This window comes from Pseudomonadaceae bacterium SI-3, assembly GCA_004010935.1.
Taxonomy (GTDB): Bacteria; Pseudomonadota; Gammaproteobacteria; order Pseudomonadales; family Pseudomonadaceae; genus Stutzerimonas.
In genome coordinates this window covers 4,524,250-4,550,579 of sequence record CP026511.1, presented here as the reverse complement: position 1 = coordinate 4,550,579, position 26,330 = coordinate 4,524,250, and the positions used below count along the sequence as shown (strand labels likewise).

The 26,330-nt window shown below is 63.5% G+C and carries 21 protein-coding genes; 13 read left to right on the top strand and 8 right to left on the bottom strand.

Annotated elements, in window-relative coordinates:
* The 3 genes from C1896_21150 to C1896_21140 are packed head-to-tail and all read left to right on the top strand — an operon-like array spanning window position 1 to window position 3,482.
* Window positions 1-1,791, top strand: coding sequence for an acyl-CoA dehydrogenase (locus tag C1896_21150; protein ID AZZ47216.1), 1,791 nt, complete (start codon window positions 1-3; stop codon window positions 1,789-1,791).
* A gap of 24 nt (window positions 1,792-1,815) precedes the next feature.
* Window positions 1,816-2,979, top strand: a complete 1,164-nt coding sequence (locus tag C1896_21145; protein ID AZZ47215.1) for an alcohol dehydrogenase — start codon at window positions 1,816-1,818, stop codon at window positions 2,977-2,979.
* Between the two features lie 59 nt (window positions 2,980-3,038).
* A complete protein-coding gene (locus C1896_21140; GenBank protein ID AZZ47214.1) occupies window positions 3,039-3,482 on the top strand; it encodes an acyl-CoA thioesterase in 444 nt (147 codons plus the stop codon).
* Window positions 3,483-3,572: 90 nt separating this feature from the next.
* Here C1896_21140 and C1896_21135 read toward each other — a convergent pair whose 3' ends face one another.
* Window positions 3,573-4,034, bottom strand: coding sequence for a hypothetical protein (locus C1896_21135; protein ID AZZ47213.1), 462 nt, complete (start codon window positions 4,032-4,034; stop codon window positions 3,573-3,575).
* 139 nt (window positions 4,035-4,173) lie between these two features.
* A complete protein-coding gene (locus C1896_21130; GenBank protein ID AZZ47212.1) occupies window positions 4,174-5,262 on the bottom strand; it encodes a MolR family transcriptional regulator in 1,089 nt (362 codons plus the stop codon).
* Between the two features lie 197 nt (window positions 5,263-5,459).
* Here C1896_21130 and C1896_21125 point away from each other — a divergent pair, with 197 nt between their 5' ends.
* The 5 genes from C1896_21125 to C1896_21105 all read left to right on the top strand — a co-directional run bounded on the left by C1896_21125 (window position 5,460) and on the right by C1896_21105 (window position 11,570).
* On the top strand, window positions 5,460-5,954 hold the full coding sequence (locus tag C1896_21125; protein ID AZZ47211.1) for a formate dehydrogenase subunit gamma: 495 nt from the start codon (window positions 5,460-5,462) through the stop codon (window positions 5,952-5,954).
* A complete protein-coding gene (locus tag C1896_21120; protein AZZ47210.1) occupies window positions 5,951-7,513 on the top strand; it encodes a formate dehydrogenase in 1,563 nt (520 codons plus the stop codon). Before C1896_21125 ends, C1896_21120 begins: the two co-directional genes overlap by 4 nt.
* A 15-nt stretch (window positions 7,514-7,528) precedes the next feature.
* Window positions 7,529-10,363 (top strand): formate dehydrogenase subunit alpha, encoded by a 2,835-nt coding sequence (locus C1896_21115; GenBank protein AZZ47209.1) that lies wholly within the window; start codon window positions 7,529-7,531, stop codon window positions 10,361-10,363.
* 103 nt (window positions 10,364-10,466) lie between these two features.
* Window positions 10,467-10,712, top strand: coding sequence for a formate dehydrogenase (locus C1896_21110; protein ID AZZ47208.1), 246 nt, complete (start codon window positions 10,467-10,469; stop codon window positions 10,710-10,712).
* Between the two features lie 39 nt (window positions 10,713-10,751).
* Window positions 10,752-11,570 carry a sulfurtransferase FdhD gene (locus C1896_21105; protein AZZ47207.1) on the top strand — a complete coding sequence of 273 codons (819 nt, stop codon included), beginning with the start codon at window positions 10,752-10,754 and terminating at the stop codon, window positions 11,568-11,570.
* Between the two features lie 168 nt (window positions 11,571-11,738).
* On the opposite strand, the gene C1896_21100 is transcribed toward C1896_21105, so the two are convergent.
* Both C1896_21100 and C1896_21095 read right to left on the bottom strand, forming a co-directional pair.
* Entirely contained in the window at window positions 11,739-13,835 is a 2,097-nt protein-coding gene (locus tag C1896_21100; protein ID AZZ47206.1) for a hybrid sensor histidine kinase/response regulator, read from the bottom strand.
* Between the two features lie 165 nt (window positions 13,836-14,000).
* Window positions 14,001-14,681, bottom strand: a complete 681-nt coding sequence (locus tag C1896_21095) for a GMP/IMP nucleotidase (GenBank protein AZZ47205.1) — start codon at window positions 14,679-14,681, stop codon at window positions 14,001-14,003.
* Between the two features lie 120 nt (window positions 14,682-14,801).
* On the opposite strand from C1896_21095, the gene C1896_21090 reads away from it, so the two are divergent.
* From C1896_21090 to C1896_21080, 3 genes are all read left to right on the top strand, one after another.
* Window positions 14,802-15,368, top strand: coding sequence for an ADP compounds hydrolase NudE (locus C1896_21090; GenBank protein ID AZZ47767.1), 567 nt, complete (start codon window positions 14,802-14,804; stop codon window positions 15,366-15,368).
* Window positions 15,365-16,180 (top strand): 3'(2'),5'-bisphosphate nucleotidase, encoded by an 816-nt coding sequence (gene cysQ / locus C1896_21085; protein AZZ47204.1) that lies wholly within the window; start codon window positions 15,365-15,367, stop codon window positions 16,178-16,180. The genes C1896_21090 and cysQ overlap by 4 nt, the downstream gene beginning before the upstream one ends.
* Window positions 16,181-16,306: 126 nt before the next feature.
* Window positions 16,307-19,171 (top strand): histidine kinase, encoded by a 2,865-nt coding sequence (locus C1896_21080; GenBank protein AZZ47203.1) that lies wholly within the window; start codon window positions 16,307-16,309, stop codon window positions 19,169-19,171.
* Window positions 19,172-19,179: 8 nt separating this feature from the next.
* On the opposite strand, the gene C1896_21075 is transcribed toward C1896_21080, so the two are convergent.
* Entirely contained in the window at window positions 19,180-20,172 is a 993-nt protein-coding gene (locus C1896_21075) for an asparaginase (protein AZZ47202.1), read from the bottom strand.
* 59 nt (window positions 20,173-20,231) lie between these two features.
* Window positions 20,232-21,677 (bottom strand): sodium:alanine symporter, encoded by a 1,446-nt coding sequence (locus tag C1896_21070; protein AZZ47201.1) that lies wholly within the window; start codon window positions 21,675-21,677, stop codon window positions 20,232-20,234.
* 151 nt (window positions 21,678-21,828) lie between these two features.
* Between C1896_21070 and C1896_21065 the strand changes: the two genes are divergently transcribed.
* A complete protein-coding gene (locus tag C1896_21065) occupies window positions 21,829-22,650 on the top strand; it encodes a Cro/Cl family transcriptional regulator (GenBank protein AZZ47200.1) in 822 nt (273 codons plus the stop codon).
* A gap of 130 nt (window positions 22,651-22,780) precedes the next feature.
* Here the strand turns inward: C1896_21065 and C1896_21060 are convergent, their stop codons facing one another.
* Together C1896_21060 and aspA are read right to left on the bottom strand one after the other, a co-directional pair.
* A complete protein-coding gene (locus C1896_21060) occupies window positions 22,781-23,539 on the bottom strand; it encodes an amino acid ABC transporter substrate-binding protein (protein ID AZZ47199.1) in 759 nt (252 codons plus the stop codon).
* Window positions 23,540-23,663: 124 nt separating this feature from the next.
* The gene (gene aspA, locus C1896_21055) at window positions 23,664-25,088 is read right to left on the bottom strand and encodes an aspartate ammonia-lyase (GenBank protein ID AZZ47198.1); all 1,425 of its coding nucleotides are present in this window, start codon (window positions 25,086-25,088) and stop codon (window positions 23,664-23,666) included.
* Between the two features lie 192 nt (window positions 25,089-25,280).
* On the opposite strand from aspA, the gene C1896_21050 reads away from it, so the two are divergent.
* Window positions 25,281-26,207: a LysR family transcriptional regulator gene (locus C1896_21050; GenBank protein ID AZZ47197.1), complete on the top strand. Its 927-nt coding sequence runs from the start codon at window positions 25,281-25,283 to the stop codon at window positions 26,205-26,207.
* Window positions 26,208-26,330: the final 123 nt, after the last annotated feature.

Sequence of the window (26,330 nt, the reverse complement as noted above, 5' to 3'; positions counted from 1 at the left end):
ATGGAATACAAGGCCCCGCTGCGCGATATGCGCTTCGTGTTGCACGAGCTGTTCGATGCCACTACCCATTGCGCGCTGCTCGGTAACGGGCTGGACCGTGAGCTGATCGATGGCGTGCTGGAAGAAGCGGCTCGCTACACCGGCGGCGAGATCGCGCCACTCAATCGCAACAGCGACGAAGAGGGCGTGACCCTCGAGAACGGCGAGGTGCGGACGCCGCAAGGCTTCGTCGAGGCCTACAAACAGTACGTCGACAACGGTTGGGCGAGCATGACTGGCCCAACCGAGTACGGCGGCCAGGGCTTCCCTCAGCTGGTGGCCTGTAACTTTCACGAAATGCTGATGGGCGCCTCGCTGTCCTTTCGCATCTACTCCGGCCTGACCGAGGGCGCGGTGCTGGCGCTGCACAAGCACGGCAGCGACGAACTGAAAAACGCCTATTTGGAGAAGCTGGTCAGCGGTAGCTGGAGCGGCACCATGTGCCTGACCGAGCCGCAGGCCGGCACCGATCTCGCGTTGCTGCGCACCAAGGCCGAACCCCAGGCGGACGGCAGCTACCGGGTCAGTGGCAGCAAGATCTTTATCTCCGGCGGCGAGCACGATATGAGCGAGAACATCGTCCATCTGGTGCTGGCGCGCCTGCCGGATGCGCCGGCCGGGGTCAAAGGCATCAGTCTGCTGCTGGTGCCCAAGTTCATCGCCAATGCCGATGGCACCCCGGGCGAGCGCAACGCGCTGAGTTGCGGTGCCATCGAACACAAGATGGGCATCAAGGGCGCGGCGACCTGCGTGATGAACTTCGACGGCGCCACCGGCTGGGTCGTCGGTGAGCCGAACCAGGGCCTGGCCTGCATGTTCACCATGATGAACGACGCGCGCTTTCAGGTCGGCTTGCAGGGCCTGGGTATCGCTGAACAGGCTTATCAGGGCTCGCTGGCCTATGCCCGTGAGCGCTTGCAATCACGTGGCTTGGCCGGTGCGCAGCATCCCGACAAGGTCGCCGACCCGATCATCGTCCACCCGGACGTGCGGCGCATGCTGCTGACGCAGAAAACCCTGGTCGAGGGCAGCCGCATGCTGGCCGCCTATTGCGCCCGGCAGCTGGACCTCGAACACGGCCATCCCGAGCCGAGCTACCGCAAGGCGGCGAGCAAGCGTGCGGCATTGCTGATCCCGATCGTCAAAGCGTTCTTCACTGACATGGGCCAGGAGGTCGCGAGCCTAGGGGTGCAGGTCTATGGCGGTCATGGCTACATTCGCGAGTGGGGCATGGAGCAATTGATGCGCGACAGCCGCATCACCCAGCTCTACGAGGGCACCAACGGCATCCAGGCGCTGGATTACATCCGCCGTAAGCTGCTCGGCGATGGTGGCACTGAGCTGTCCGCGCTGCAGGCCGAGTTCAGCGAGATTTGCGACCAGCAGGTTGACCGGCCAGCACTGCATGACATGGCCAGCAAGGTGCAAGCGCGGATCGGCGAGTGGCGTGAGCTGAGCGCCGAGATCATCGCCGCGACCGGCCGTGACCCGCAGGAAATCGGCGCGGTGTCGGTGGATTTCCTGCAGTACTCGGCTTATGTGCTGTTGGCCGGGCTTTGGTTGCAGGCGGCGGCTCGCGCGCAGGATGCACTGGAGCAGGGGGCGGGGGAGGAGGCGTTCTATCAGGCCAAGCTGGCCAGTGCGGACTTCTATCTGCGCCGTGTGTTGCCACGGGCCAGTGCGCATCGGGAAGCGATCCAGGGCGGCGCCGCGTGTTTGATGGCGTTGCCGGACAGCGATTTCGCGTTTTGAGCTAATCGATCACAGGAGGCACCGATGCATCCGTTCAGCTTTGCCACAACCGCTCAATTGATCTGCGAGCCTGGCTCGTCGCGCCGGCTGGCCAGCCTCTGCAAGGAGCGCGGGGCGCGCTCGGTGCTGGTGGTGACCGACCCCGGCATCACTCGCTTCGGTCTGCTCAACGACGTGCTGCCGGGCTTCGAGACCGAAGGGCTGCAAGTTGCCGTCTACGATCAAGTGGTCGCCGATCCGCCGGAAAATATCGTGATGGCTGCGGTGGACCAGGCCAAGGCAACCCAGGCGGATCTCGTCATCGGCTTCGGTGGCGGCAGCTCGATGGACGTCGCCAAGCTGGTCGCATTGCTGGCGCATCCGACCTGTGCGCAATCGCTGCAGGACATCTACGGTGTGGGCAACGCCAAGGGCCAGCGCCTGCCGCTGATCCAGGTACCGACCACTGCAGGCACCGGTTCCGAGGTGACGCAGATCGCGATCATCACCACTGGTGAGACGACCAAAATGGGCGTGGTCTCGCCGTTGCTGCTGCCTGATCTGGCGCTGCTCGACGCCGACCTCACCCTCGGCTTGCCTCCTGCGGTGACCGCGGCCACCGGCATAGACGCCATGGTGCACGCCATCGAGGCCTATACCAGTGCATTGAAAAAGAATCCGATGTCAGACCTGCTGGCCCGTGAGGCGCTGCGTCTATTGGCGGCCAACCTCGACGAGGCGGTGCACAACGGCAGCAACCGCGAGGCGCGCCAGGCCATGCTGCTCGGCGCCTGCCTGGCCGGTCAGGCGTTTGCCAATGCGCCGGTGGCGGCGGTGCACGCATTGGCCTATCCGCTGGGCGGCAACTTCCACATCCCGCACGGGCTGTCGAACGCGCTGGTGCTGCCCCAAGTGCTGCGCTTCAACGTCAGCGCCGCCACCACGCACTACGGTGAGCTGGCGCCGATCATCCTTGGGGATCGTTTGCGCAAAGATGATCCCTCTACCTACGCCGAGCAGCTGATCGAGGAATTCGAGCAGATGAGCGCCCGCGTCGGTCTGCCAACCCGCCTGCGCGACGCCGGTGTGCCGGAAGACATGCTGCCGCAACTGGCCAAGGAGGCGATGCTCCAGCAGCGCCTCTTGGTCAACAACCCGCGCGAAGTGACCGAAGCCGACGCCCTGGCGATCTACCGCGCGGCTTACTAAGCCAAGCGTTGCGTCGCGTTCGTGCGGCGCAGCGCTCTGCCAAACCAAGGATTTTTCGAATGGCTGAACAACCGCAGCACCTGCGCGCCGACTACCGTCACTTCCAGCCCATCACCACGCGCTGGCATGACAACGATATTTACGGTCACGTGAACAACGTCGTCTATTACAGCTATTTCGACAGCGCGGTGAATGCCTACCTGATCGAACGTGGTGGCTTGGATATTCACGAAGGCGAGGTGGTGGGCTTTGTGGTCAGTTCGTCCTGCGACTACTTCGCCTCGATCGCCTTTCCGGATTTGCTGGAGGTAGGGTTGCGTGTCGGCAAGCTCGGCAACAGTTCGGTGCAGTACGAGCTGGCGATCTTCAAGGCAGGCGAGGCGCAGGCCTGTGCGGCTGGGCGCTTCGTGCACGTGTTCGTGGACCGCGCCAGCAACCGACCGACCCCGATTCCGAGTGGTTTGCGTCAGGCACTGGAAGCTTTGGTGGTCGTGGCTGAATGACTCCGCTTCTACAGGTATTCCGGATGTTTCCGTAGGGCCGAGCTGTGGCGGTCAGGAGATCTGACCCGCTCGGCGATACGGAGCGGCTGCTTAGTCGTGATGTTTGTGTTTGTGTTTCCAGTGACCCTTGGCCTTGCCAGGGTGGCCGTAATAACGGCGGTCGTCCCGGTAGCGGCGGTCGTCTCGATAGTCGTCATCGTCGCCGTAGGCATTGCCGATAGCTCCACCTGCGCCACCACCCACGGCTGCGCCAATCAGGCCACCGGTACTGCCACCGACACGCTGACCGATGACGTTACCGCCCGCTGCGCCCAGGCCGCCGCCGATGGCCGCTTCGGTACGGCTGCGCTTGTCGGCGCCGACCATGCCGCCCGCGGCACCACCGACACCCGCACCGATCGTGGCGCCCGTCGAACCGCCGAGGTGCTCACCGACGACCGAGCCGAGCGCACCACCCAGTGCACCGCCGACAGCGGCTTCGGTGTTGCTCGCCATGGCAGAACCGCCGCTGGCCAGGCCGAGGGAGAGGAGGAGCAACTGCAGAGACTTCATAGACACCTCGAGGACAGAGCCGCCTTACGGCGAGAATTGCGCCATAGACTGAAAGAGCCGCTGCAAGTTCCCGCTTCGCTTGTTCCGTCCGCCCAGAATTGGAAAGCGGCTCACGATTTCTCCACAACTTCTGAACGACTCAGAGCAGGCTTTCGCTGCTCCATTGCTCCACTGCCTGGGTAAAAGGCAGCACGTCGCCGGGACGGCTCAGGGCATAGCCCGGCAGACGGCTGATGCGTTCCTGGAATTCCGGGTCCTGTAGTACGCGCAGCAGCGCGGCCATCGCCGGAAGCTCAAGACTGTCCTCGCGGCACAGGAGACAGTAGTGTTCGCGGGCCATGGGAATGAACGTAAGGCCGAACTGGCGCGCCGCAGCCTCGACGCCAAAGCCGACGTCAGCCATGCCGCTGGCGACGTAGGCGGCGACGGCCGCGTGGGTAAACTCCTCGCTGTGAAAGCCTTTGATCGCTGTGCTATCCAGACCATCGCGGCGCAGCAGGTCTTCGAGCAGCAGACGTGTACCGGAGCCCGGCTCGCGGTTGACGAAGCGCAGCTCGGCGCGCGCCAGGTCTGCCAGCGCCTTGATGCCGAGTGGGTTGCCGGGGGCGAGCATCAGACCTTGGGTACGCACGACAAAGGTGATCACCCGCTGGTCGGGGCGCAGCCAGGGCTGGATGCGGTTGATGCTCAATGCGCCGAGCGGCCCGGCCGGTACGTGCAGGCCGGCCACCTCGCAGTCGTGGCGCTGCAAGGCGATCATCGCCTCGCTGCCACTGCGAAACTGCACCTCCCACTGCCAGCTGGGGTCGCGTTCCAGCCACTCGCGCAGCGCCGCCACGGCGAAACCGTGACTGGCGTGGATGCGCAGGCCGGGTTTGCTGGCCTGCAAAACCCGGTTCAGTTCCAGTTCCAGCTCACCGGCCAGGTTGTCCAGCTGCGGCGACAGTCGCGCGCGGATGCGCTGGTCGGCCCACAGCAGTTTCTCCCCCAGCGGCGCCAGGCGTGCGCCCTTGCCGCGCTTTAGTTCGATCAGTGGGCTGCCGAAGAATGCCTGCCATTTGCCCAGCAGATTCCAGGCATGACGGTAGGAATAGCCTACCCGGGCGGCTGCTTCAGTCAGCTTGCCGGTATCGTGCACCGCCTGCAGCAGCGCGAGCCCTTGAGGGTCAAGGCTGCTGCCGTCGCTCTGGTGAAACCGCCAGCGCGGCTGGATCTCGATTCGAATCATATGATGTGTGCTTCATATTTGTTCATGAAAATGGCCATGCTAACTTGCATTACCCGGGCGATAGGTACCGGATAATAAGAACTTCATTTCATATCTGGCGAGCGCTTTTGTGCCGCCAGGGATAAGCACCCATCAGCCGTGACTGTGGCGCTTATCTCGGACAGTACCGGTTATAGCCGCCGGCTGGAGCTTCGAATATGGCCATTCTTCCCCAGCGCTTCGCTCCCGATCAGTGTCAGGCCGTTGCCCGTGAGGTACTCGCCGCCCGCCGCGGCCAGCCTAGCGCCTTGCTGCCCATTCTTCACGATATTCAGGATCGCCTTGGTGCGGTTCCGCCGGACCTGTTGCCGATGATCGCCGAGGAGCTTTGCCTGTCGCGCGCCGAGGTGCATGGGGTGGTCAGTTTCTATCACGATTTTCGCGCCAGCCCACCGGGTCGGCATGTGCTCAAGCTGTGCCAGGCAGAGGCGTGCCAGTCGATGGGCGTGAAAGCACTCACCGCCGAGCTGGAACAAAGGCTGGGCTTGCCGCTTGGCGAGACCCTCGCGGATGGCAGCCTGAGCTTCGAAGCGGTGTATTGCCTGGGTAACTGCGCCTGCGCGCCCAGCGCCATGCTCAATGGCGAGCTGCACGGTCGGGTCGATGCCGAAGAGCTGATGGCACTGCTGGCCGAACAGGAGACCCTCGCATGAATCCGTCCATCACTGTCTATGTGCCGCGCGACGTTACTGCCCTGAGCCTTGGCGCCGATAAGGTGGCCAAGGCGCTCGTGACCGAGGCTGCTGCACGCGGAATCGAACTGAATCTGGTGCGCAACGGATCTCGCGGGCTGTTCTGGCTCGAGCCTTTGGTCGAGGTGGCGACCAGCGCAGGGCGAGTCGCCTACGGCCCGGTCAAGGCCAAGGACGTTGCCGGTTTGTTCGAGGCCGGTTTTCTCGAAGGCGGGGCACATCCGCTGGGCCATGGCCTGACCGAGGAGATCGAATACCTCAAGCGCCAGGAACGCCTGACCTTTGCCCGTGCCGGCATCACCGACCCGCTGTCGCTGGACGACTACATCGCCCACGACGGTTATCGCGGCCTCAGGCGCGCCCTGGGCATGACGCCCGAGGCGATTGTCGCCGAGGTCACCGAGTCCGGCCTGCGCGGGCGCGGCGGTGCAGCGTTTCCAACGGGCATCAAATGGCGCACCGTGCTCGGCTGCGAGTCCGCGCAGAAGTACATCGTCTGCAATGCTGACGAAGGCGACTCAGGCACTTTCTCCGACCGCATGGTGATGGAAGACGACCCTTTCGTGCTGATCGAGGGTATGACCATCGCCGGCCTGGCCGTCGGCGCGACCATGGGCTACATCTACCTGCGCTCCGAATACCCGCACGCCGAGGCAACGCTCAAGGCGACGATCGCCAGCGCCTATGCCGCTGGCTACCTGGGTGACGACGTGCTCGGCAGCGGCAAGGCCTTCCACCTCGAGCTGCGCCGCGGAGCAGGCGCCTATATCTGCGGCGAGGAAACCGCGCTGCTGGAGAGCGTCGAAGGCAAGCGTGGCACCGTGCGCCCGAAGCCACCGCTGCCGGCCATCGAGGGGCTGTTCGGCATGCCGACGGTGATCAACAACGTCATCTCGCTGGCCTCGGTGCCCATCATCCTCGATAAGGGCGGTGCTTATTACCGTGACTTCGGTATGGGCCGATCGCTCGGCACCTTGCCCATTCAGCTGACCGGCAACATTGCCCGTGGCGGTCTTGTCGAGAAGGCTTTCGGCATCACGCTGCGCGAACTGCTCTATGAATACGGCGGCGGTTCGGCCAGTGGCCGACCGATCCGTGCAGTGCAGGTCGGCGGCCCCCTCGGCGCCTATCTGCCGGAGTCCCAGTTCGACACTCCGCTGGATTACGAGGCCTTCGCCGCGCTTGGTGCGGTGCTTGGTCACGGTGGCATCGTGGTCTTCGACGACACCGTGGATATGGCCGATATGGCGCGCTACGCCATGGAGTTCTGCGCAGTGGAGTCCTGCGGCAAATGCACACCCTGCCGGATCGGCTCGACCCGTGGCGAGGAGCTGCTCGACCAGATCATCGTCGCACGCTCCGAAGGGCCGCAGCCGGGCCAAATCGAACTGCTCAAGAGTCTGTGCGACACCATGCTCGGTGCCTCGCTGTGCGCCCTCGGCGGCATGACACCCTACCCGGTGTTGAGCGCACTCAATCATTTCCCTGAGGATTTCGGCGACACCGCCGAAGTCCGCTGATCCGGAGGCATAAACGTGGCCCTGTATCGTGAGCTCGACTATGGCACCCCTGCCCGCACCGGCGCCCCGGTAACCGTGGAAATCGACGGCAACGCCATCACCGTGCCGGCTGGCACCTCGGTGATGCGCGCCGCGCAAGAAGCGGGCATCTCGGTGCCGAAATTGTGCGCCAGCGACAGCCTCGAGCCGTTCGGCTCGTGCCGCCTGTGTACCGTGGAAATCGAAGGCCGCCGTGGCTACCCGGCGTCCTGCACCACCCCGGTGGAGCCGGGCATGAAGGTGCGCACCCAAAGCCCCAAACTCGCCGAACTGCGCCGGGGCACGATGGAGCTGTACATTTCCGACCACCCGCTCGATTGCCTGACCTGCTCAGCCAATGGCAACTGCGAGTTGCAGGACATGGCGGGAGTGGTCGGCCTGCGCGAGGTGCGCTACGACCCGGTGAAGACCCATCTGGCCGAGGCCAAGGATGAATCCAACCCCTATTTCACCTACGACCCGGCCAAGTGCATCGTCTGCAACCGTTGCGTGCGCGCCTGTGAAGAAGTGCAGGGCACCTTTGCCCTGACTATCGATGGCCGTGGCTTCGACTCGCGGGTGGCAGCCAGCCAGGCCGAGGATTTCCTCGACTCCGAGTGTGTGTCATGCGGCGCCTGCGTGAACGCTTGCCCGACCGCCACCCTGACCGAAAAGTCGCTGATTGAGATGGGCCAGGCCGAACGCAGCGTCACCACCACCTGTGCCTACTGCGGCGTCGGCTGCTCGTTCAAGGCCGAGGTCAAAGGTAACGAAGTGGTGCGCATGGTGCCGAACAAGAACGGTCATGCTAACCACGGCCATGCATGCGTAAAGGGCCGCTTCGCCTGGGGTTACGCCACTCACCCGGACCGCATCAAGACGCCGATGATCCGCGACAGTATCAGCGAGCCCTGGCGGCCGGTGAGCTGGGACGAGGCGATTGGCTATGCCGCCCGGCGCTTCAAGGAGATCCAGGCGCAGTACGGCCAGAATTCGGTTGGCGGGCTGACGTCCTCGCGTTGCACCAACGAAGAAACCTACCTGGTGCAGAAGCTGGTGCGCGCTGCCTTCGGCAACAACAACGTCGATACCTGCGCGCGGGTCTGCCATTCGCCCACCGGTTACGGCCTCAAGGTCACCCTCGGTGAATCCGCCGGCACCCAGGATTTCGATTCGGTGCTGTCCGCCGACGTGGTGCTGGTGATTGGCGCCAACCCCACCGACGGGCACCCGGTATTCGGTTCACAGCTCAAGCGCCGACTGCGCGAGGGCGCCCGGCTGATCGTCGCCGACCCGCGTGGCATCGACCTGGTGCGCAGCCCGCACATCAAAGCCGAGCACCATTTGCAGCTGCGTCCGGGCAGCAACGTTGCCCTGCTCAACAGCCTGGCCCACGTGATCGTCACGGAGAACCTTGTCAACGAAGCCTTCGTTGCCGAGCGCTGCGAGGCCGAGCCGTTCGAGCAGTGGCGCGCCTTCGTCAGCGAGCAGCGCAACAGCCCGGAGGCTATGCAGGAGTTGACCGGCGTGCCAGCTGCAGAAGTGCGCGCCGCCGCGCGTTTGTATGCCACTGGCGGCAATGCGGCGATCTACTACGGTCTGGGGGTTACCGAGCACAGCCAGGGCTCTTCCACCGTGATGGCGATCGCCAACCTGGCCATGGCCACCGGCAATATCGGCCGGCCGGGCGTGGGCGTGAACCCGCTGCGTGGCCAGAACAACGTGCAGGGCTCCTGCGACATGGGCTCCTTCCCCCATGAGCTGCCGGGCTACCGTCACGTTTCCGATCCAGTGGCGCGCCCGCAGTTCGAGCAAGCCTGGGGCGTCACGCTGCTCGATGAGCCAGGCCTGCGCATTCCGAACATGCTGGCGGCGGCGCATGCCGGTACTTTCAAGGGGTTGTACATCCAGGGTGAGGACCCGGCACAGTCGGACCCCGATACCCAACACGTCACCGGTGCCCTCATGGCCATGGAGTGCGTGGTGGTGCAGGATCTGTTCCTCAACGAAACCGCCAAGTTCGCTCACGTGTTCCTGCCCGGTGCTTCCTTCCTGGAGAAGAACGGCACCTTCACCAATGCCGAGCGGCGCATTTCGCCGGTGCGCAAGGTGATGCCGGCGCTGGCTGGCAAGGAAGACTGGGAGGTGACGGTGGCGCTGTCCAACGCCCTAGGCTATCCGATGAACTACACGCATCCGTCGCAGATCATGGACGAGATCGCCCGCCTGACGCCGACCTTCACCGGAGTCAGCTACGCCAAGCTCGATCGCATGGGCAGCATTCAATGGCCATGCAACGACGAGGCGCCGGAAGGCACGCCGATCATGCATGAGGATGCGTTCGTGCGCGGCAAGGGCCGCTTCATGATCACCGAGTTCATCGCCACCGACGAGCGCACCTCGCGCAAGCGTCCGCTGGTGCTGACTACTGGCCGGATCCTTTCGCAGTACAACGTGGGCGCACAGACCCGACGTACCGCCAACAAGGCCTGGCACGCCGAGGATATTCTCGAGCTGCACCCAGTGGACGCCGAGGACCGTGGCATTGAGGATGGAGACTGGGTCGGCATCAACAGCCGTGCGGGCGAGACGGTGATGCGCGCCAAGGTCACCCAGCGCATGCAGCCCGGCGTGGTGTACACCACCTTCCACCACCCGGAGTCCGGTGCCAACGTGATCACGACCGACAACTCGGACTGGGCCACCAATTGCCCCGAATACAAGGTCACCGCGGTGCAGGTGCGCAAGGTGGAGGTGCCCTCGAAGTGGCAGCAGGAGTTCGACGCCTTCACCCGTGAGCAGGTGAACCTGCTGCCGGTGGTGCAGCTGTGAATCGCTGCGCAGCGATAGTCATCGGTGGGGTGCGCGCTGCGCACCCGTACTGCGCGGGTCAGCCGGCCGGCGCGGTTTCCTGGTCGAACAGCGGAGTACGTCCATGGGCATGAATGCCACGCAACTGATCAAGATGGCCAACCAGATCGGTGCCTTTTTCGCGTCCCAGCCCGACGCCGAGCAGGCGCGCACGGACTTCGCACAGCACCTCAAGCGCCAATGGGACCCGCAGATGCGCATGGCGCTATACGCGCACCTGGATGCTACTGCCGGGGAAGGGCTGAATCCATTCGTGCTGGAGGTGCTGAGCGGGCTGCGTGAGCAGATCGAACCGCAGGTACACGCCTGAGTCGAATATCCTTACAGCTCGACTGCAAGGAATACCCTCATGCCTCGTCCTGCGCCCCTTAGTACCACCATGCCCGTCATTAGCTCCGCGCCGGACGCTTATACCTATGTCGAGCTGGATGACGCGGCAGGTTCGGGCCGCGCGGTATTGGCGGAAGAGTGCGCGCTGGCCATCGCTTATAACGGCATCAGCCATGCGGTGATGATGGTCTCGCCCAGTGCGCTGGAAGACTTCGTGGTTGGCTTCAGTCTGAGCGGTGAAGTGGTTGGCGGTATCGACGACATACATGACATCCAGCTCAATCGTCGCGGTGACGCATTCAGCGCCGATGTGCAGATCGGCAATAGGGCGTTCTGGGCGCTCAAGGAGCAGCGGCGCAATCTGGCCGGGACCAGCGGCTGCGGGCTCTGCGGTGTGGAGGCCATCGAACAGGCGCTGCCGAAACTGACCGCGCTGGCGCCCAGCCCGCTGCCTCCGGCCGCGCATCTGCACGAGCTGCGCGATCGCATCAACGACGCGCAGCGCCTGGCGCGCCAGAGCGGTGCACTGCATGCCGCGCTGTTTGTCGACGAGCAGGGCGAGATCGTGCTGTGCCGTGAAGACATCGGCCGCCACAATGCGCTGGACAAGCTGATTGGCGCGCTGCGACGGGAGGGCCGTGACGGCCGTCAGGGCTTCGCTGTGGTCACCAGCCGCTGCAGTCTCGAGTTGATTCACAAGGCCGTGCGTGCGGGTCTGTCGACACTGGTCAGCCTCTCAGCACCGACCGACCTTTGCGTGCGCTGGGCGCGTCAGCACCACCTCAATCTGATCCACCTGCCGCACCACAACGCACCGCGGGTCTACAGCCCTCTGTAACAGAACCTGGCCGGGCACTGCTTGCTAGTAGCTGCGGCAAATCCCGCAGCTTGGCCGGCGCAGGTCAGGGTAGCTTCAGCGACCGTCTATGCTCAGGTCGTCGCTCTGTAAAACCGCCGGGCGCTTTCCCGTTAATGTTGCGCATATGGACCTGACCGCACGCGCCCTCTAGGGCATGTCCACGAGCATGGTGCGTACCCGCGCCGCCAATTGATCGATGGTAAACGGTTTGCTAATCAGGTCCATGCCGGCATCGAGAAAGCCGCTGCTGATCGCCTGCTCCGCGTAGCCGGTCATGAACAGCACACGCAGCCCAGGGCGGTGCTCGCGGGCGACATCCGCCAGCTGTCGGCCGTTCATTCCCGGCAGCCCGACATCGGATACCAGCAAGTCGATACGCTCGTCGCTCTGCAGCAGCTTGACCGCCGCGTTGGCCTCGGCCGCCTCCAGCGCGCAATAGCCGAGCATGCCCAGCACGTCGAGCACCAGCAGACGTACGGCAGGATCATCCTCGACCACCAGCACGGCTTCGCCTCGCGCCGCTTGTGTGGTCTGTGCAAGCGGCGGGACCGCTACCTCGGTCGCCAGCAATGAATGGTGTGCCGGTAGATAGAGGATGACTTCGGTACCGTTGCCCGGTTCGCTACGCAGCTGGACGTGGCCACCGGCCTGCCGCGCGAAGCCATAGATCATCGACAATCCCAGCCCGGTGCCCTGGCCGATGGGTTTGGTTGTGAAAAAGGGCTCGAAGGCCGCAGCCAGTACCTTGGGTGTCATGCCACAGCCGCTGTCGATGACGCTGAGACTGACATAACGTCCGGCTGGCAGCTCGCCCACCTCGCCCTGCTGCAGGGTCACATTGGCCGTCGCGATATAGAGGCTGCCGCCGTCGGGCATGGCGTCGCGTGCATTGATCACCAGATTGAGCAGGGCACTTTCCAGCTGGTTCTCATCGCTGTTGGCCGGCCACAGGTCCGGCTGCAACAGCGCGTCGACCAGAATATGGCTGCCCAGCGTCCGTACGATCAGATCGCGCATCGAATCGACCAGCTCGTTGAGGTCGACTCGCTTGAGATTCAGCGGCTGTCGCCGCGCGAAGGCCAGCAGGCGATGGGTCAGCGCCGCGGCACGGTTGGCTGAGGTGACGGCGGCATCGATGAAGCGCTGGGTCTCGCCATGACGGCCTGACTGGTTGTAACGCTGGATGAGGTCCAGCCCACCTATGATGCCGGTAAGCATGTTGTTGAAATCGTGCGCGATGCCACCGGTGAGCTGGCCGACAGTTTCCATCTTCTGTGCCTGACGTAACGCCTCCTGGGCCTGTTCCCGGCTGGCCATTTCGGTCAGCAGACGTTCGTAGACTTCGGCTAGCGCAGTGGTGCGCTCCTGAATGCGGCTTTCAAGGGTATCGTTGAGCTCGCGCAGCGCCTGCTCAGCCTCCCAGCGTTCGCTGACGTCCTGAGCCAGCACCACGAAACCCTGCACGTCACCGTTGGCGTCGCGACGCGGCAAGTAATGTATGAGTGATTGCCGCTGACTGCCATCCTGGTGCGGCATGAAGGCCTCGAAGATCACATCTTCGCCCGCGAGAGCCTTGGCGATCTCACATGAGCGCGCGTTGAAGGCGCGCTCGCCAACAACATCCACCAGATGTTTGCCATACAGCCAGGCGGGGGAATGGCCGAACCACTCTTCGTAATGGCGATTGTTGTAGCGGTAACGCAGGTCTTTATCGACGAAGCCGATAAGCACCGGCAGCGCGTCGGTGATCATGTTCATTTCGACTTCGCGGCGTCGAAGTGCTTCGTCTTCGCTGGGCCGCAAACACAACAACTGGCCAGCGACGCAACTGCCGTTGCGGATGGGGCTGATCGACAGGTCGAACCACTGACCTGTCCCGTGCTGGCCAGGTCCCGGAAGATACTGATGGCGAAGCAGGCAGGCTTCGTCGCGAACGAGTTTCTGGTAGGCCTCCAGCATTGCCGGCCACGCCTCACGCGCAGTGTGCTGTAGCGGCATGCCTAACGCGCCCGGATGATGATTTCCGATGGCAGCGGCATGGGCATCGTTGTACAGCTGCAGGCCGGCTTCGCCCCACAGGATGCACATCGGCAGTGGCGCGTCGAGCACGGTGTCGAGCAACACACACAGGGTCGTCGGCCAGTGCTCGATCGCGCCCAGCACCGTTGCGCTCCAATCGCGCCGGCGGATCTGCCGGCCCATTTCGCTGCGTTCGGAAGGCCAGAATCCTGCGTCTACAGCCATAGTTCATCCATTTGAGCGAGCCGGGTGGGCCACAGTTTTGCACTTAAGTAGCGTTCGTTTGCAAGGTGCACATCGGTCACCCGGATAGCCCTTTTTACCATCCGCTCACCATCTCTCTAAGGCGGAAACACATGGGCCTGAGTTAAGCACGCCAGCCACTTTCGGTCAGGACGAGAAACCCTGCAGGCTGCGAATCAGCTCGAGGTAATCGTCGACAGCTGTGAATTCTTCGGTTTGCTTCTTGCCGCGGCGGCTGTCCGGTTCGCTGATAGCCAGCAGGTGAGCGACGCCGTAAGCCCGCGCGCTGCGCAGGACGGGCAGGCTGTCGTCGATGAACAGGGCGGTTGCCGGATCGAAATCGAGGTCCGTTTTCAGTGCGTGCCAGAACTGGGCCTGCTCTTTGGGAAAGCCGTAGTCATGAGAACTGATCAGGCGATCGAACCAGGGGGCCAGCTCGATGCGTTCGAGCTTCAGCGATAGCGAATCGCGATGGGCATTGGTGATCAACACCACGCGCTTGCCGGCGTCGCGCAGGGCTGCGAGAAACTCGTCTGCAGCGGGCCGCAGCGCGATCAAATGAGCAATTTCGCGCTTCATTTCGCGAATCGGCAGGTTCAGCTCGCGGGTCCAGAAATCCAGGCAGTACCAGGTGAGCTTGCCCTCGTGTTCGTTGAACAGGGGGGCCAGCTCCAGCTCGGCCATGGCGCGGCTGATGCCGTGCAGCTCGGCGTAGCGCTGCGGCAGGAAGTCGAGCCAGAAATGGTTGTCGAAATGCAAATCCAGCAAGGTGCCGTCCATGTCCAGCAGGACGGTGTCGATATCGGACCAGGGCAGTGAAGCGATCATGGCAGACTCTTGTTCGGCGGTTGGCACAATGGTGCGACAGCGGTCGGCTCGATGCAAAGCGTTCGCGGCGATCACAAAAAGCCGGGTTATGATTGGCCTTCGCGTTTCAAGGATATCCCCATGCGCCAGAAACCTACCGTACTTGCCCGTGAGATCGTCGCCAGCAGCCGCCTGTTCCGTGTCGAGGAACTGCAGCTGCGGTTTTCCAATGGCGTGGAGCGTACCTATGAACGGCTGGTGGGCAAGGGGACCGGTTATGGCGCGGTGATGATCGTCGCGCTGGAAGCCGACGGCCGGGCGTTATTGGTCGAGGAATACTGCGGCGGTACCGATACCTACGAACTGTCGCTGCCCAAAGGGTTGATCGAGCCGGGCGAAGACGTGCTCGACGCGGCCAACCGGGAATTGAAGGAGGAGGCCGGTTTCGGCGCGCGCAGTCTGGAGCTGCTCACCGAGCTTTCGCTGTCGCCGGGCTACATGAGCCAGAAGATTCAGGTGGTGTTGGCGCGCGATCTCTATCCCGAGCAGCTGCCGGGGGACGAGCCGGAGCCGATGCGCGTCGATCGGGTGGATTTGCGCGAACTGTCCAGCCTGATCCAGAACCCGCAGTTCAGCGAAGGACGCGCCCTCGCAGCGCTGTACCTGGTGCGTGACCTGCTCAGCCAACGGGGCGAATTCGATCAATGAGCCATCCCTATCTGGCGCCCGTCATCGATCTGGTCCGCGCCGCGGGCGAGGCGATCCTTCCGCACTGGCGCAACGATGTGCAGGTGCATGAGAAGGCCGATGCCTCGCCCGTTACCGCCGCTGACATGGCGGCCCATCACCTATTGGCCGATGGTCTCCGCGCGCTGGATGCGGCCATTCCGGTTTTGTCCGAGGAAGACTGCGCGCTGGGCCTCGCCGAGCGTGCCGGTTGGACGCGCTGGTGGTTGGTCGATCCGCTGGACGGCACCAAGGAGTTCATCGCCGGAAGCGAAGAATTCACCGTCAATGTCGCGTTGATCGAGCACGGGCAGGTGTTGTTCGGTGTGGTCGGGGTTCCGGCAAACGGCCGCTGCTATTACGGAGGGGCCGGGTTCGGTGCCTGGCGTGCCGAAGCCGATGGTGCGGCGCAGCCCCTGCGGGTACGGCATCAGGCAGCGGGCGGTTTTACCGTCGTTGCGAGCCGTCGCCACTCGAGCCCGGCGCAGGAGCGCTTGCTCGATGGCTTGCGGCAGCGTTTTGGCGAGCTCGCGTTGGCCAGTGTCGGCAGCTCCCTGAAGTTCTGCCTGTTGGCCGAGGGGGCCGCCGACTGTTACCCGCGGTTGGCGCCGACTTCTCAATGGGACACGGCGGCTGCCCAGGGGGTATTGGAAGGCGCAGGTGGCGAGGTGCTGGATATCGCCGGTGCAGCGCTGACCTACGAAGCACGCGAGAACTTCCTCAATCCCTCGTTCCTGGCATTACCTCGTGATGCCGAATGGCGGGCCGAACTGATCGAACTGGCGAGGCGTTGACTAAAGGGCGCTCTAAAGGCCGGTTATTCGCGCGGACCTCCGGGTAAATCGGCCGCGCTCACGGCCATGCTAGGATTCGGGGCGTGAGCAAGCCAAGCGCTTGAATCGGAACGCTGGAGCCGCGCTGTGTCGAGAAACTCAACTGGGATACGCCGATGGATCTGGCGTGCCTTCGTTCAGACAACGCTGATCCCACTGGTGCTGGTCGAGGTGGTGCTGATCGCGGCCTACCTGCTGACCAACAGTGCCATCCGCGATGCGCAAATCGAGCACCTGCGCGAAACGGCGCTGTCCGAGGTGCAGACAGCGGTCGCTCGTGAATCTCGGGTAATCAGCCAGCAGCTGCAGGAAGTGGCGAACGCGGCCACCCTGTTTCGTAACCTCACCGTTCGTGCGTTGGAAGACGACAGCCCGGTAGCGCCAGTGCCGCTTGAACTCAACGCCGATGGGGTTCGCTATAGCCCCCGCGACTCGGGCGGCGCCGCCAGCTTCTACTCGGGGCTGACACCACCGGAGCGCCACGATCTGCAGAAGGTTGCCAAGCTTCATCGGCTCGACCCGCTGATGAAGGAACTCCACGCCAGCAACCCGCTGATCGCCAGCCTCTATTTCAACAGTTGGGACAGCTACAACCATATCTATCCCTGGTTCGACACGGCCCGGCAGTACGCGCCGGATGTGAACATTCCCAGCTACAACTTCTATTACCTGGCAAATGCCTGGCACAACCCGGCGCGCAGGGTGGTATGGACCGACGTCTACCTCGATCCGGCCGGGCAGGGCTGGATGATGTCGGCCGTGGCGCCGGTTTATCGGGGTGACATGCTGGAAGGTGTCAACGGTATCGATATCACTGTTAGCGGCATCCTGAATCAGATCAGCGGTCTGCGTGTGCCCTGGGATGGCTATGCAATGTTGGTCAGCCGCGACCTGAGCATCATGGCTTTGCCGGAGTCGGGTGAACGGGAATTCGGGCTCAACGAGCTGACCGAGCACTACTACGACGACGCCGTGCGCCAGGAAACCCTCAAGCCTGAAGATTTCCGGCTCGATCGTCGCGGCCAGACACGCGAGCTGGCAAAGGCGCTCGCTACCCAGAGCGAAGGGGTCATGAGCCTGGCGCTCAAAGGCAAACAGCGGCTTGTGGCCTGGACAACGGTGCCGCAAACCGGCTGGCACCTGCTGGCGGTGGTCGACGAAACTGCCGTTTTTAGCCAGACCAACGCTTTGGCCAGTCGCTTTCAACAGATCGGTTATCTGCTGATTGCCGGGCTGGTGTTGTTTTATCTGCTGTTCTTCGGGTACATGTGGCTGCGCGCGCGCCAACTCAGCCAGGCACTGCTGAAGCCAATCGCGGGGATCTCGCAGATGATGGGCCAGATCGGTCTCGGTCGGTGGCGGCCAGATCCCGTCTCGTCAGAAATCCGCGAGCTTGACGATCTGGCACAGCACACCCAGGCCATCGGCGCCCAGCTGGAAGACAGCGAGGCCCAGCGTGCGGAGGCTCAGGAGCGTCTCGAGCTGGTTCTGGAAAGCGCGACTGAGAGCCTCTGGGAAAACGACATGCGCCGCGGGGTGATGCAGCTTCGTGGCCGTCTGCCTGCGCGCTTCGGGTTGTCTTCGGCGCAGCTGAGCGAGGCTCAGTTTCTGCAGCGTATCCATCCGCTCGATGTTGCTCAGGTGCGGGCCGAACTGGACCGGATGCATGAAGGCCAGGCGTTGCATTATGAAAGCGAGTTCCGTTTCGCGGATGCACTGGGCGAGTATCACTGGCTGCTCAGTCGCGGCCGCGTGCTCGAGCGGGATCCTCGAACAGGCGAAGCGACGCTGGTGGCCGGTACTCATGTGGATATCGATGCGATCAAGCGGGTCGAGGACGATCTGCGCCAGGCCATCCAGCAGGCGCACGCGGCCAACGAGGCCAAGACTCATCTGATATCCAGCATCAGCCATGAGCTGCGTACGCCGCTGAATGCGATCCTCGGGTTTGCCCAGCTGATGCGTATGGACTGCTCACCGGATGCGCAGCCGGAAGCCGCTGATTACCTCGATGAGATCCTCTTGGCCAGCCGGCACCTGAACCAGCTGCTCGGCGACATTCTCGACTGGTCGAGCCTACAGGCCGAACGGCCCCGGCTGACGCTCAAGCCTGTCGAAGTCACCGCCTTGATGCGTGAGTGCGCCGAGCTGGTGGCGCTTGATGTTCAGCGCCACGGGCTGCGGTTGGACTTCGATCTGCCGCCAGGGCCCGTCGAGGTGCAGGCCGAGTCACGCCGGTTACGTCAGGTGCTGCTCAATCTGCTTTCCAACGCCATCAAGTACAACAAGCCAGGCGGGCAGATTGTGCTGCGGATCGAGACGGTTGCCGGCCAGGTGAGGCTGGTGGTCGAAGATACCGGTCTCGGAATCGACGAAGGCCTGCAGGCGCAGCTGTTCGAGCCGTTTCGCCGGCTTGGCCGTGAGAGTTCGAATATTCAGGGCGCGGGAATCGGCCTATCGCTATGTCTGGAGTACGCCAAACTGATGGGCGGCAGTATCGGTGTGAAGAGCGCGCCCGGGATAGGCAGCCGCTTCTGGATAGCCCTGCCTCTGCTTGCCACGCACAGCCCACGGCCGCTTCGCCATCGGCCCCGTATTGTTTATGTCGAAGACGATCCGGCCAGCCAGCTGCTGGTACGCAAGGCGCTGGCCGATCTGGCTGAGGTCAGCGTAATCGGCAACGGGCGGATGGCGTTGGAGCACCTGCTGGCCGATCCGCCGGATTTGCTGTTACTGGACCTCAACCTGCCGGAGCTTGACGGGGAGCAGCTGCTGCGTTTGCTGCGTCAGGCCCCGGCTACCCGGTACCTGCCGGTGATCGTGCTGAGTGCGGTGAGCGAGTTGAAAGCCAAGCTCGAATGCCAGGGGTGGCTGAGCAAGCCACTGGACCTCGACGAGCTGCGCCGGCGGGTCCAGGACTGCCTCCAGGAACTCGATCTCAACCCGAGTTGAGCCACCGATCAGTCGACGCGTTCACCACAGAGGTCCAGGGCAAACCAATGGCCGACCTCGGTTTGCGACAGCCCGGCACCGAGCAAGGCAAACAACTTGCCCAGCGCGGCCTCCCGGGTCATGCCGCCGCCTGACATCAGGCCGCTGGCTTCCAGCTTGCTGCCGGCGGCGTAGATGCCGAACTCTACGTGACCCTGCGGGCATTGGCTGATGGCGGTCAGGACGATGCCGCGCTGATGGGCGTCCTGTAACGCCTGCAGCAGCTCGGTGTCATCGGCGGGGCCGGTGCCGCTGCCATAGCACTCGATCAGCACCCCCTGCACGCCACTGGACAGCAGTGCTTGCAGCTGCGCCGCCTGGATGCCTGGATAGAGGGGAAGCACCGCCAGGTTCACCTGCTGACGGGGTTGGCGATAGTCGAGCGCTGCGGGAATGCTGGGTGCGCGTTGGCCCTGACGCAGCCGCGGCAGCACCCCGAACGCATCAAGGCTGGCGGTACCCAGTTTGCTGACCCGGGCGCCGTGCATGAGTTTGCCGGCGAAGTAGAGGTGCACATCCGGCTCGACGCCAGCGTGCAATGCCTGCATCGCACCGAACAGGTTGTCCCAGGCGTCGCTATCGGGCGCACCGGCGGGCAGCATCGCCCCGGTCAGCACTACCGGCACCTCGAAGCCCAACAGCAGGAAGCTCAAGGCCGCAGCGCTGTAGGCGAGGGTGTCGGTGCCATGCAGGACCAGTACGGCGTCACAGCCATCTTGCTCGACGCCGGCCCGAATGGCCTCAACCATCGCCAGCCAGTGGGTCTGGTTCATGTTGGCGCTGTCGATGGGCGGTAGCAATTCACGGAACTGCCATTCCGGCACGGCCAGTTCGGGGTGCTTGTCCTGCTGGTCGCGCAATCTGCTGGCGAAGCCAGAAGCGGGCATCAGCCCTTCGGCGCTTTGTTGCATGCCGATGGTGCCGCCGGTGTACAGCACCAGGGTGTTTCTGGAAGCCGACATAGGGGTCTCCTATATGAAAACAGGGGCCAGCGGCCCCTGTTCAAGCGACGCGGACCAACTTAACGCTGAGGTGCCTGACTGGCGGCGGTGGCGTTCATGACCGGCGATTGGTCGCCCACTCTGGCTGGCCAGACGCTCGGGTCCAGATCCAGGTCGGCAAAGTTCTTCGGATCGAACACCGGTGACTCGACACCTGCCTTACGCTGGCTATCGTAATCGCGCATCAGGCGCAGGCCTATCTTGAACAGCAGCGCCAGGGCGATCAGGTTGCAGATTGCCAGCAGACCCATGGTGACGTCGGCAAAACCGAATACCGTACCCAGGTCCTGGATCGAGCCCCACATCACCAGACCAATGACCATGACCCGGTAGACCAGAACCGGCCAGCGCTTGCCGGTGAAGAAGCCCAGTGCGTTCTCGCCGAGGTAGTAGTTGTAGATCAGCGTGGTGAACACGAACAGCAGCAGTGCCACGCTGATGAACACCCGGCCCCACTCGCCGACGACGGCGGCGACGGCGGTTTGCGTCAGTACAACGCCGGCCATCTCGCTGCCCGGCTCGAACACGCCGGAGAGGATGATGATCAGCGCGGTGCAGCTGCACAGCACGATGGTGTCGATGAACACGCTCAGCGACTGCACGATGCCCTGCGCCACCGGATGCTTGACCTCGGCGACTGCCGCGACGTTCGGCGCGCTGCCCAGGCCGGCCTCGTTAGAGAACAGGCCGCGCTTGACCCCCATGATGATCGCCGCACCGATGCCGCCGGCGAAGGCGGGCTCAAGACCAAAGGCGCTGCGGAAAATGGTGCCGAAGGCTTCAGGAATGGCGCTGGCATTGCTGCCGATGACGAAGACGGCCATGGCGATGTAGGAAAACGCCATGATCGGCACCAGCACGTCGGCGAACCTGGCGATGCGCTTGATGCCACCAAAGATGATCAGGCCGATCACCACCATCAGCACGATGCCGCTGATATAGGTCGGCACGCCAAAGGTGTCGTTCATCGAGCTGGCGACGGTGTAGGACTGCACGGCATTGAAGCCGAAGCCGAAGGTCACCAGCAGCAGCAGCGATACCACGATGCCCAGCCAGCGCTGGCCGAGGCCGTGCTCGATATAGAAGGCCGGGCCGCCGCGATAGCCACCGTCGGTCTCGCGGCGCTTGTACAGCTGGGCCAGGGAACATTCGAAATAGCTGGTGGCCATGCCGACCAGCGCGACGATCCACATCCAGAAAATCGCACCGGGTCCGCCAAGCATGATGGCAACCGAGACACCGGCGATGTTGCCGGCGCCGACGCGACCGGCGACGCTGAGCATCAGCGCCTGGAATGAACTGAGTTGGCCCGGCTGCCGTTTGAAGGCCTCGCCGAAGATCTGAAACATGCTGCCGAAGTAGCGGAACTGGACGAAGCGCGAGGCGATGGTGAAGTACAGGCCTAAGCCAATCAGCATCACGATGAGCAGCTTGCTCCAGATGAGATCATTGAGAAGATCGAGCATGACGGAAGGGTCTCTCTTGTTGTTTTGACAAATGTTGAAACACAGGGCCGGAATGGTTGGCCAGACTCGATGGTCATGCAATTGCGCGGGTCGCGGCGATCTGGCGCGAGGTGATGCTAGAATCGCGCCGCTCGCATCACAGGGATCGACCATGCAAGACCACCTCGGCGCCAATCTCAAGCTGCTCTGCAGCCATTACCGCTCGATCGCCGAGGTCTGTCGCAAGCTCGCGATCAACCGCGCTCAGTTCAATAAATACCTGAATGGCCAGAGCCGCCCCACCGCTCACAACCTCAAGCGCATCTGTGATTTCTTCGGGGTCGAAGGCTACGAGCTGAGCCTGCCCAGCGACCAGTTCACCCAGCTGATCGGCATGCGCAGTCATGACCAGGAGCGCATCGCCGGCAGCGACCCGCTGCTCGAGCTATTCCAGCCGATGCGCGACAACGCCAACAGCCTGTCGCGTTACTGCGGCTACTACTTCGAATACGCCAACTGCATGTCCGTGCCAGGGCAGATCTTGCTGTCGCTGGTGCATTTGCGCGAGGACCGCGGCAGCTACGTGTTCGAGCGACAGGAACGTCAGGAGCAGTCGCGCCCCGACAATCCCAAGCAGGAGGACTGGGTCGTGCGCTGCCGCTACCTGGGTGCGGCGTTCTATCTTCAGGACCGTTTGTTTCTCATCGACTACGAGTCGCTGACGGGAAATGAAATGAGCCAGACCATCCTCATTCCCAGCTTCAAAAGTCGCATCAGTCGTCTTAACGGACTGAAGACTGGCGTTTCCAGCGGTGACCGCCGCACCCCGGCCTGCACCCGAGTGGTCTGGGAATACCTGGGCCGTGAGATCAACCGGGTCAATGCCTATCGGCAGGTGATGCTCTATGGCCTGGATGATCCGCGCATCGACCCTGAAATCCGCGACCGACTGGCGGCGGTATCGTTGCGGGACGGGCTGTTCGAGATCGAGTGAGGGTGGGGTGCGCTGGCGGGCGATCGATCAGGGTTGATCCAAGGCCGGCTGGAATCTGGAGCGAAGAGCGGCATGGTGGGGTGTTGCACGCTGCGATGGCGCGCCTCGCGCCATCGACCCGGTGCTGGGTTCAGCAGAGTTCAGGATGCTTGACGCAGGTGCCGTAGCCTTCGGTCTTCATCTCGTCCAGGGCGTTCTGCAGGCGGGTAACCACCTCATCCGGCGTTTCCTTGTTAAGCGCCAGGTACAGCGGTGCGGAGTTGAACACCAGCACGGTATTCAGCCCGCCCACCCCTTCCTGCTTGGCGTAGTAGCGCCAGACCGGGTCGGAGGTGGCCCAGAGGTCGATTTTGCCGCTGAGCAGCTTCTGCAGATTTTCCTGGTCACGCAGCGAGTTCACCGGCGTCAGGCCCTGCGCTTCGACGCGTTGGCTCACCGCGCTGCTCTTGTAGGCACCGATGGTGTAGTCCTTCGCTTGTTCGAGGCTGGTCAGCTTGAGGGTCGAGCCGGGTGCCGAAAGCAGGACGCTTTCGTACTGGGCGATAGGACCCACCCATTTGAACAGTGGGCGCCGGGCATCGGTCATCGACGTCGAAAACAGGCCGTGATTCGGCGAGTCCAGGGTCGCCTGGTAGATGCGATCCCACGGAAAGCGCAGTGTCATCGAGTAGGCGATGCCGGCGCGCTTGAACATTTCCTGAACGGTTACCGCGCTGATGCCCTGGATGTGCTCTTCCTTGGCGAAGTTCTTGCCACCGTCAGCCATGTTGAAAGGCGGGAAGTTCTCGGTCTGCAGTACCACTTCGTAGCCTTGCGGGAGCTCCGCATGAGCGAGCGGCGCGCCGATGATCGAGCTGAACAGCAGGGTGATGGCGAGTAGTTTGCGCATGGGGCCTCCGGGAAATCGGCGGAGTCTACGCAAGGACGGAAAACGGCGGCTTGTGCCGCATCACGCTTTGGCGGGTAGGCCTGCGCCGCTTCGTCCGAAGGCGGCGCAGGCAGTGCTGGCGGCGTTACGCCTTCAGCGGCACCAGCCGTGGCGCAATCATGTTTTCCGGACGCAGGATGTCGTCGAGGGTGGCGTCGTCCAGCAGGCGTTCTTCGCGCACCAGTTCCAGTACCCCGCGGCCGCTGAGCAACGCCTGGCCGGCGATGCGGGTGGCGTTTTCGTAGCCGATGTAGGGATTGAGTGCGGTGATCAGTCCGATGGAGCTTTCCATCAGCTGACGGCAGCGATCCTCGTTGGCGGTGATGCCGACGATGCAGTGCTCGCGCAGCATATCCATGGCGCGCTGCAGCAGGCGGATCGAGTCGAACAGTTTGAAGGCAATCAGCGGCTCCATGACGTTGAGCTGCAGCTGCCCGGCCTCGGCGGCCATGGTCAGCGCCAGGTCGTTGCCGATGACCTCGAACGCCACCTGGTTGACCGCCTCGGGGATCACCGGATTGACCTTGCCCGGCATGATCGAGCTGCCGGGTTGACGCGCTGGCAGGTTGATCTCGTTGATGCCAGTGCGCGGACCGCTGGAGAGCAGGCGAAGGTCGTTGCAGATCTTCGACAGCTTCACCGCCAGGCGCTTGAGCATGCTGGAGAAGGTGACGAAGGCCCCCATGTCGGAGGTGGCTTCGATCAGGTCAGCGGCGGGCTTCAGCGGGTGGCCGCTGATGGTCGCCAGGCGCTGCACGGCCAGCGCCTGGTAGTTGGGATCAGCATTGATGCCAGTGCCGATGGCGGTGCCACCGAGGTTGACCTCGACCAGCAACTGCGGCGCGATCAGGCGCAGGTGTTCGAGGTCTTCGCCTAGGGTGGTGGCGAAGGCGCGGAATTCCTGGCCGAGGGTCATCGGCACCGCGTCCTGCAGCTGGGTGCGACCCATCTTGAGGATGTGCGCGAACTCGGCGGATTTACCGGCGAAGGCCTGTACCAGGCTGTCCAGGCTGGCGAGCAGGGTGTCGTGGCCGAGCAGAAGGCCCAGACGAATGGCCGTGGGGTAGGCGTCGTTGGTCGACTGCGCCATGTTCACGTCATTGTTCGGGTGCAGGTGGCGATACTCGCCTTTGGGGTGACCCATGTATTCGAGCGCCAAGTTGGCGATCACCTCGTTGGCATTCATGTTGGTCGAGGTGCCGGCGCCGCCCTGAATCATGTCGACGACGAACTGGTCATGATGCTCGCCGCGGATAAGGTGCGCGCAGGCCTGGCTGATCGCGGTGTGCTTGGCATCGCTGAGATGGCCTAGCTCGCGGTTGGCGTCCGCCGCCGCCTGTTTGACCATGGCCAGTGCCACCACCAGTTTCGGAAAGTGCGAAAGCGGCACGCCGGAGAGGTGAAAGTTGCGTACGGCGCGCAGGGTCTGGATGCCGTAATAGGCGTCAGCGGGGACTTCGAGTGGGCCGAGCAGATCTTTTTCGAGGCGGAACGATGCAGCGGAGGACATGAGGGTTCTCATCCGAGAGAAAAGCGGCGATTGCCGCGAAGGCCGCTACCATAGGGGTTGAGCGGCTTTATCGGCCAATGCCGTTAAACACTGGGTCATGCCAAATCGGCATAGCCGTGGTGTGACGCGGTTGCGTTGCCGAGCGTTATTTCGCTGTGTGAGGGACCATCCCCAGGCCCGTCAGGAGTCGGCATGAACATCGAAACCAAGTGGCTGGAAGATCTGGTCGCCCTGGCGGCGACGCGCAGTTTTTCTCAAGCGGCAGAGCGGCGCTTCGTCACCCAGCCCGCGTTCAGTCGACGTATCCGTAGCCTGGAGAGCTGCCTCGGCCTGACCTTGGTGAACCGCGCCAAGACGCCGATCGAGTTGACCGAGGCGGGGCAGCTGTTTCTCGTCACCGCACGCAACATGATCGATCAGATGGGCGAGGTCGTTCAGTACCTGCACAACCTTGAAGGTCAGCGCGGCGAGGTGCTGCAGATCGCCGCCGCGCATTCGCTGGCGCTAGGCTTCTTTCCAGAATGGCTGGCGCGCCTGCGTCAGGATGGGGTGCCGGTGAACAGCCGTCTGGTCGCAACCAATGTCGGCGAGGCGGTGCATTCGCTACGCGAGGGCACCTGCGATCTGATCCTTGCCTACTACGATCCGGATGCCGCGTTGCAGATGGACCCCGAACTGTTTCCGTCCCTGTCGCTCGGGCGCACTGAAATCGTTCCGGTGTGTGGCGTCGATGCCGCTGGCGAGCCGTTGTTCGATCCGGACAGCGGCCAGAGCGTCCCGCTGCTGGCCTACAGCGCCGGTGCCTCGCTGGGACGTTCGGTCAACCTACTGCTGCGCCAGCGCGGTCTGCGCTCCTCGACGGTGTACGAAACCGCCATGGCCGACAGCCTGAAAAGCATGGCGATGCAGCGGCTCGGCCTGGCCTGGGTGCCGCGGTTGAGCGTGACGGCCGAGCTGGAACGCGGGGAGCTGGTGGTCTGTGGTGGCGAACACTGGCGGGTGCCGCTGGAAATTCGCCTGTACCGCTGCGCACTGGTGCGCAAGGCGCCGGTCCGCCTGCTTTGGCGCAAGCTGGAAGCGGGAGCGGGGCAGGGCGTGGATGGGTTGCTTGTGGAGTGAGCCGCCGTCCGCTGGCAGCGTTATGTTTACGGCGGCGATTGCCCAACCGTAGGTCGCTCAGTTGCGTTTATCGCCAGCGAGCTGGGCTCCTACAGGCTGGCGCTAGGGCCGTGCGGGCCTAGC

Coding starts and splice junctions, on each gene's coding strand:
- C1896_21065 (AZZ47200.1), top strand. CDS start 21,829: ATGCAAGACCACCTCGGCGCCAATCTCAAGCTGCTCTGCAGCCATTAC.
- C1896_21135 (AZZ47213.1), bottom strand. CDS start 4,034: ATGAAGTCTCTGCAGTTGCTCCTCCTCTCCCTCGGCCTGGCCAGCGGC.
- C1896_21125 (AZZ47211.1), top strand. CDS start 5,460: ATGGCCATTCTTCCCCAGCGCTTCGCTCCCGATCAGTGTCAGGCCGTT.
- C1896_21050 (AZZ47197.1), top strand. CDS start 25,281: ATGAACATCGAAACCAAGTGGCTGGAAGATCTGGTCGCCCTGGCGGCG.
- C1896_21090 (AZZ47767.1), top strand. CDS start 14,802: ATGCGCCAGAAACCTACCGTACTTGCCCGTGAGATCGTCGCCAGCAGC.
- C1896_21095 (AZZ47205.1), bottom strand. CDS start 14,681: ATGATCGCTTCACTGCCCTGGTCCGATATCGACACCGTCCTGCTGGAC.
- aspA (AZZ47198.1), bottom strand. CDS start 25,088: ATGTCCTCCGCTGCATCGTTCCGCCTCGAAAAAGATCTGCTCGGCCCA.
- C1896_21070 (AZZ47201.1), bottom strand. CDS start 21,677: ATGCTCGATCTTCTCAATGATCTCATCTGGAGCAAGCTGCTCATCGTG.
- C1896_21105 (AZZ47207.1), top strand. CDS start 10,752: ATGCCTCGTCCTGCGCCCCTTAGTACCACCATGCCCGTCATTAGCTCC.
- C1896_21060 (AZZ47199.1), bottom strand. CDS start 23,539: ATGCGCAAACTACTCGCCATCACCCTGCTGTTCAGCTCGATCATCGGC.
- cysQ (AZZ47204.1), top strand. CDS start 15,365: ATGAGCCATCCCTATCTGGCGCCCGTCATCGATCTGGTCCGCGCCGCG.
- C1896_21110 (AZZ47208.1), top strand. CDS start 10,467: ATGGGCATGAATGCCACGCAACTGATCAAGATGGCCAACCAGATCGGT.
- C1896_21145 (AZZ47215.1), top strand. CDS start 1,816: ATGCATCCGTTCAGCTTTGCCACAACCGCTCAATTGATCTGCGAGCCT.
- C1896_21140 (AZZ47214.1), top strand. CDS start 3,039: ATGGCTGAACAACCGCAGCACCTGCGCGCCGACTACCGTCACTTCCAG.
- C1896_21075 (AZZ47202.1), bottom strand. CDS start 20,172: ATGTCGGCTTCCAGAAACACCCTGGTGCTGTACACCGGCGGCACCATC.
- C1896_21100 (AZZ47206.1), bottom strand. CDS start 13,835: ATGGCTGTAGACGCAGGATTCTGGCCTTCCGAACGCAGCGAAATGGGC.
- C1896_21150 (AZZ47216.1), top strand. CDS start 1: ATGGAATACAAGGCCCCGCTGCGCGATATGCGCTTCGTGTTGCACGAG.
- C1896_21130 (AZZ47212.1), bottom strand. CDS start 5,262: ATGATTCGAATCGAGATCCAGCCGCGCTGGCGGTTTCACCAGAGCGAC.
- C1896_21120 (AZZ47210.1), top strand. CDS start 5,951: ATGAATCCGTCCATCACTGTCTATGTGCCGCGCGACGTTACTGCCCTG.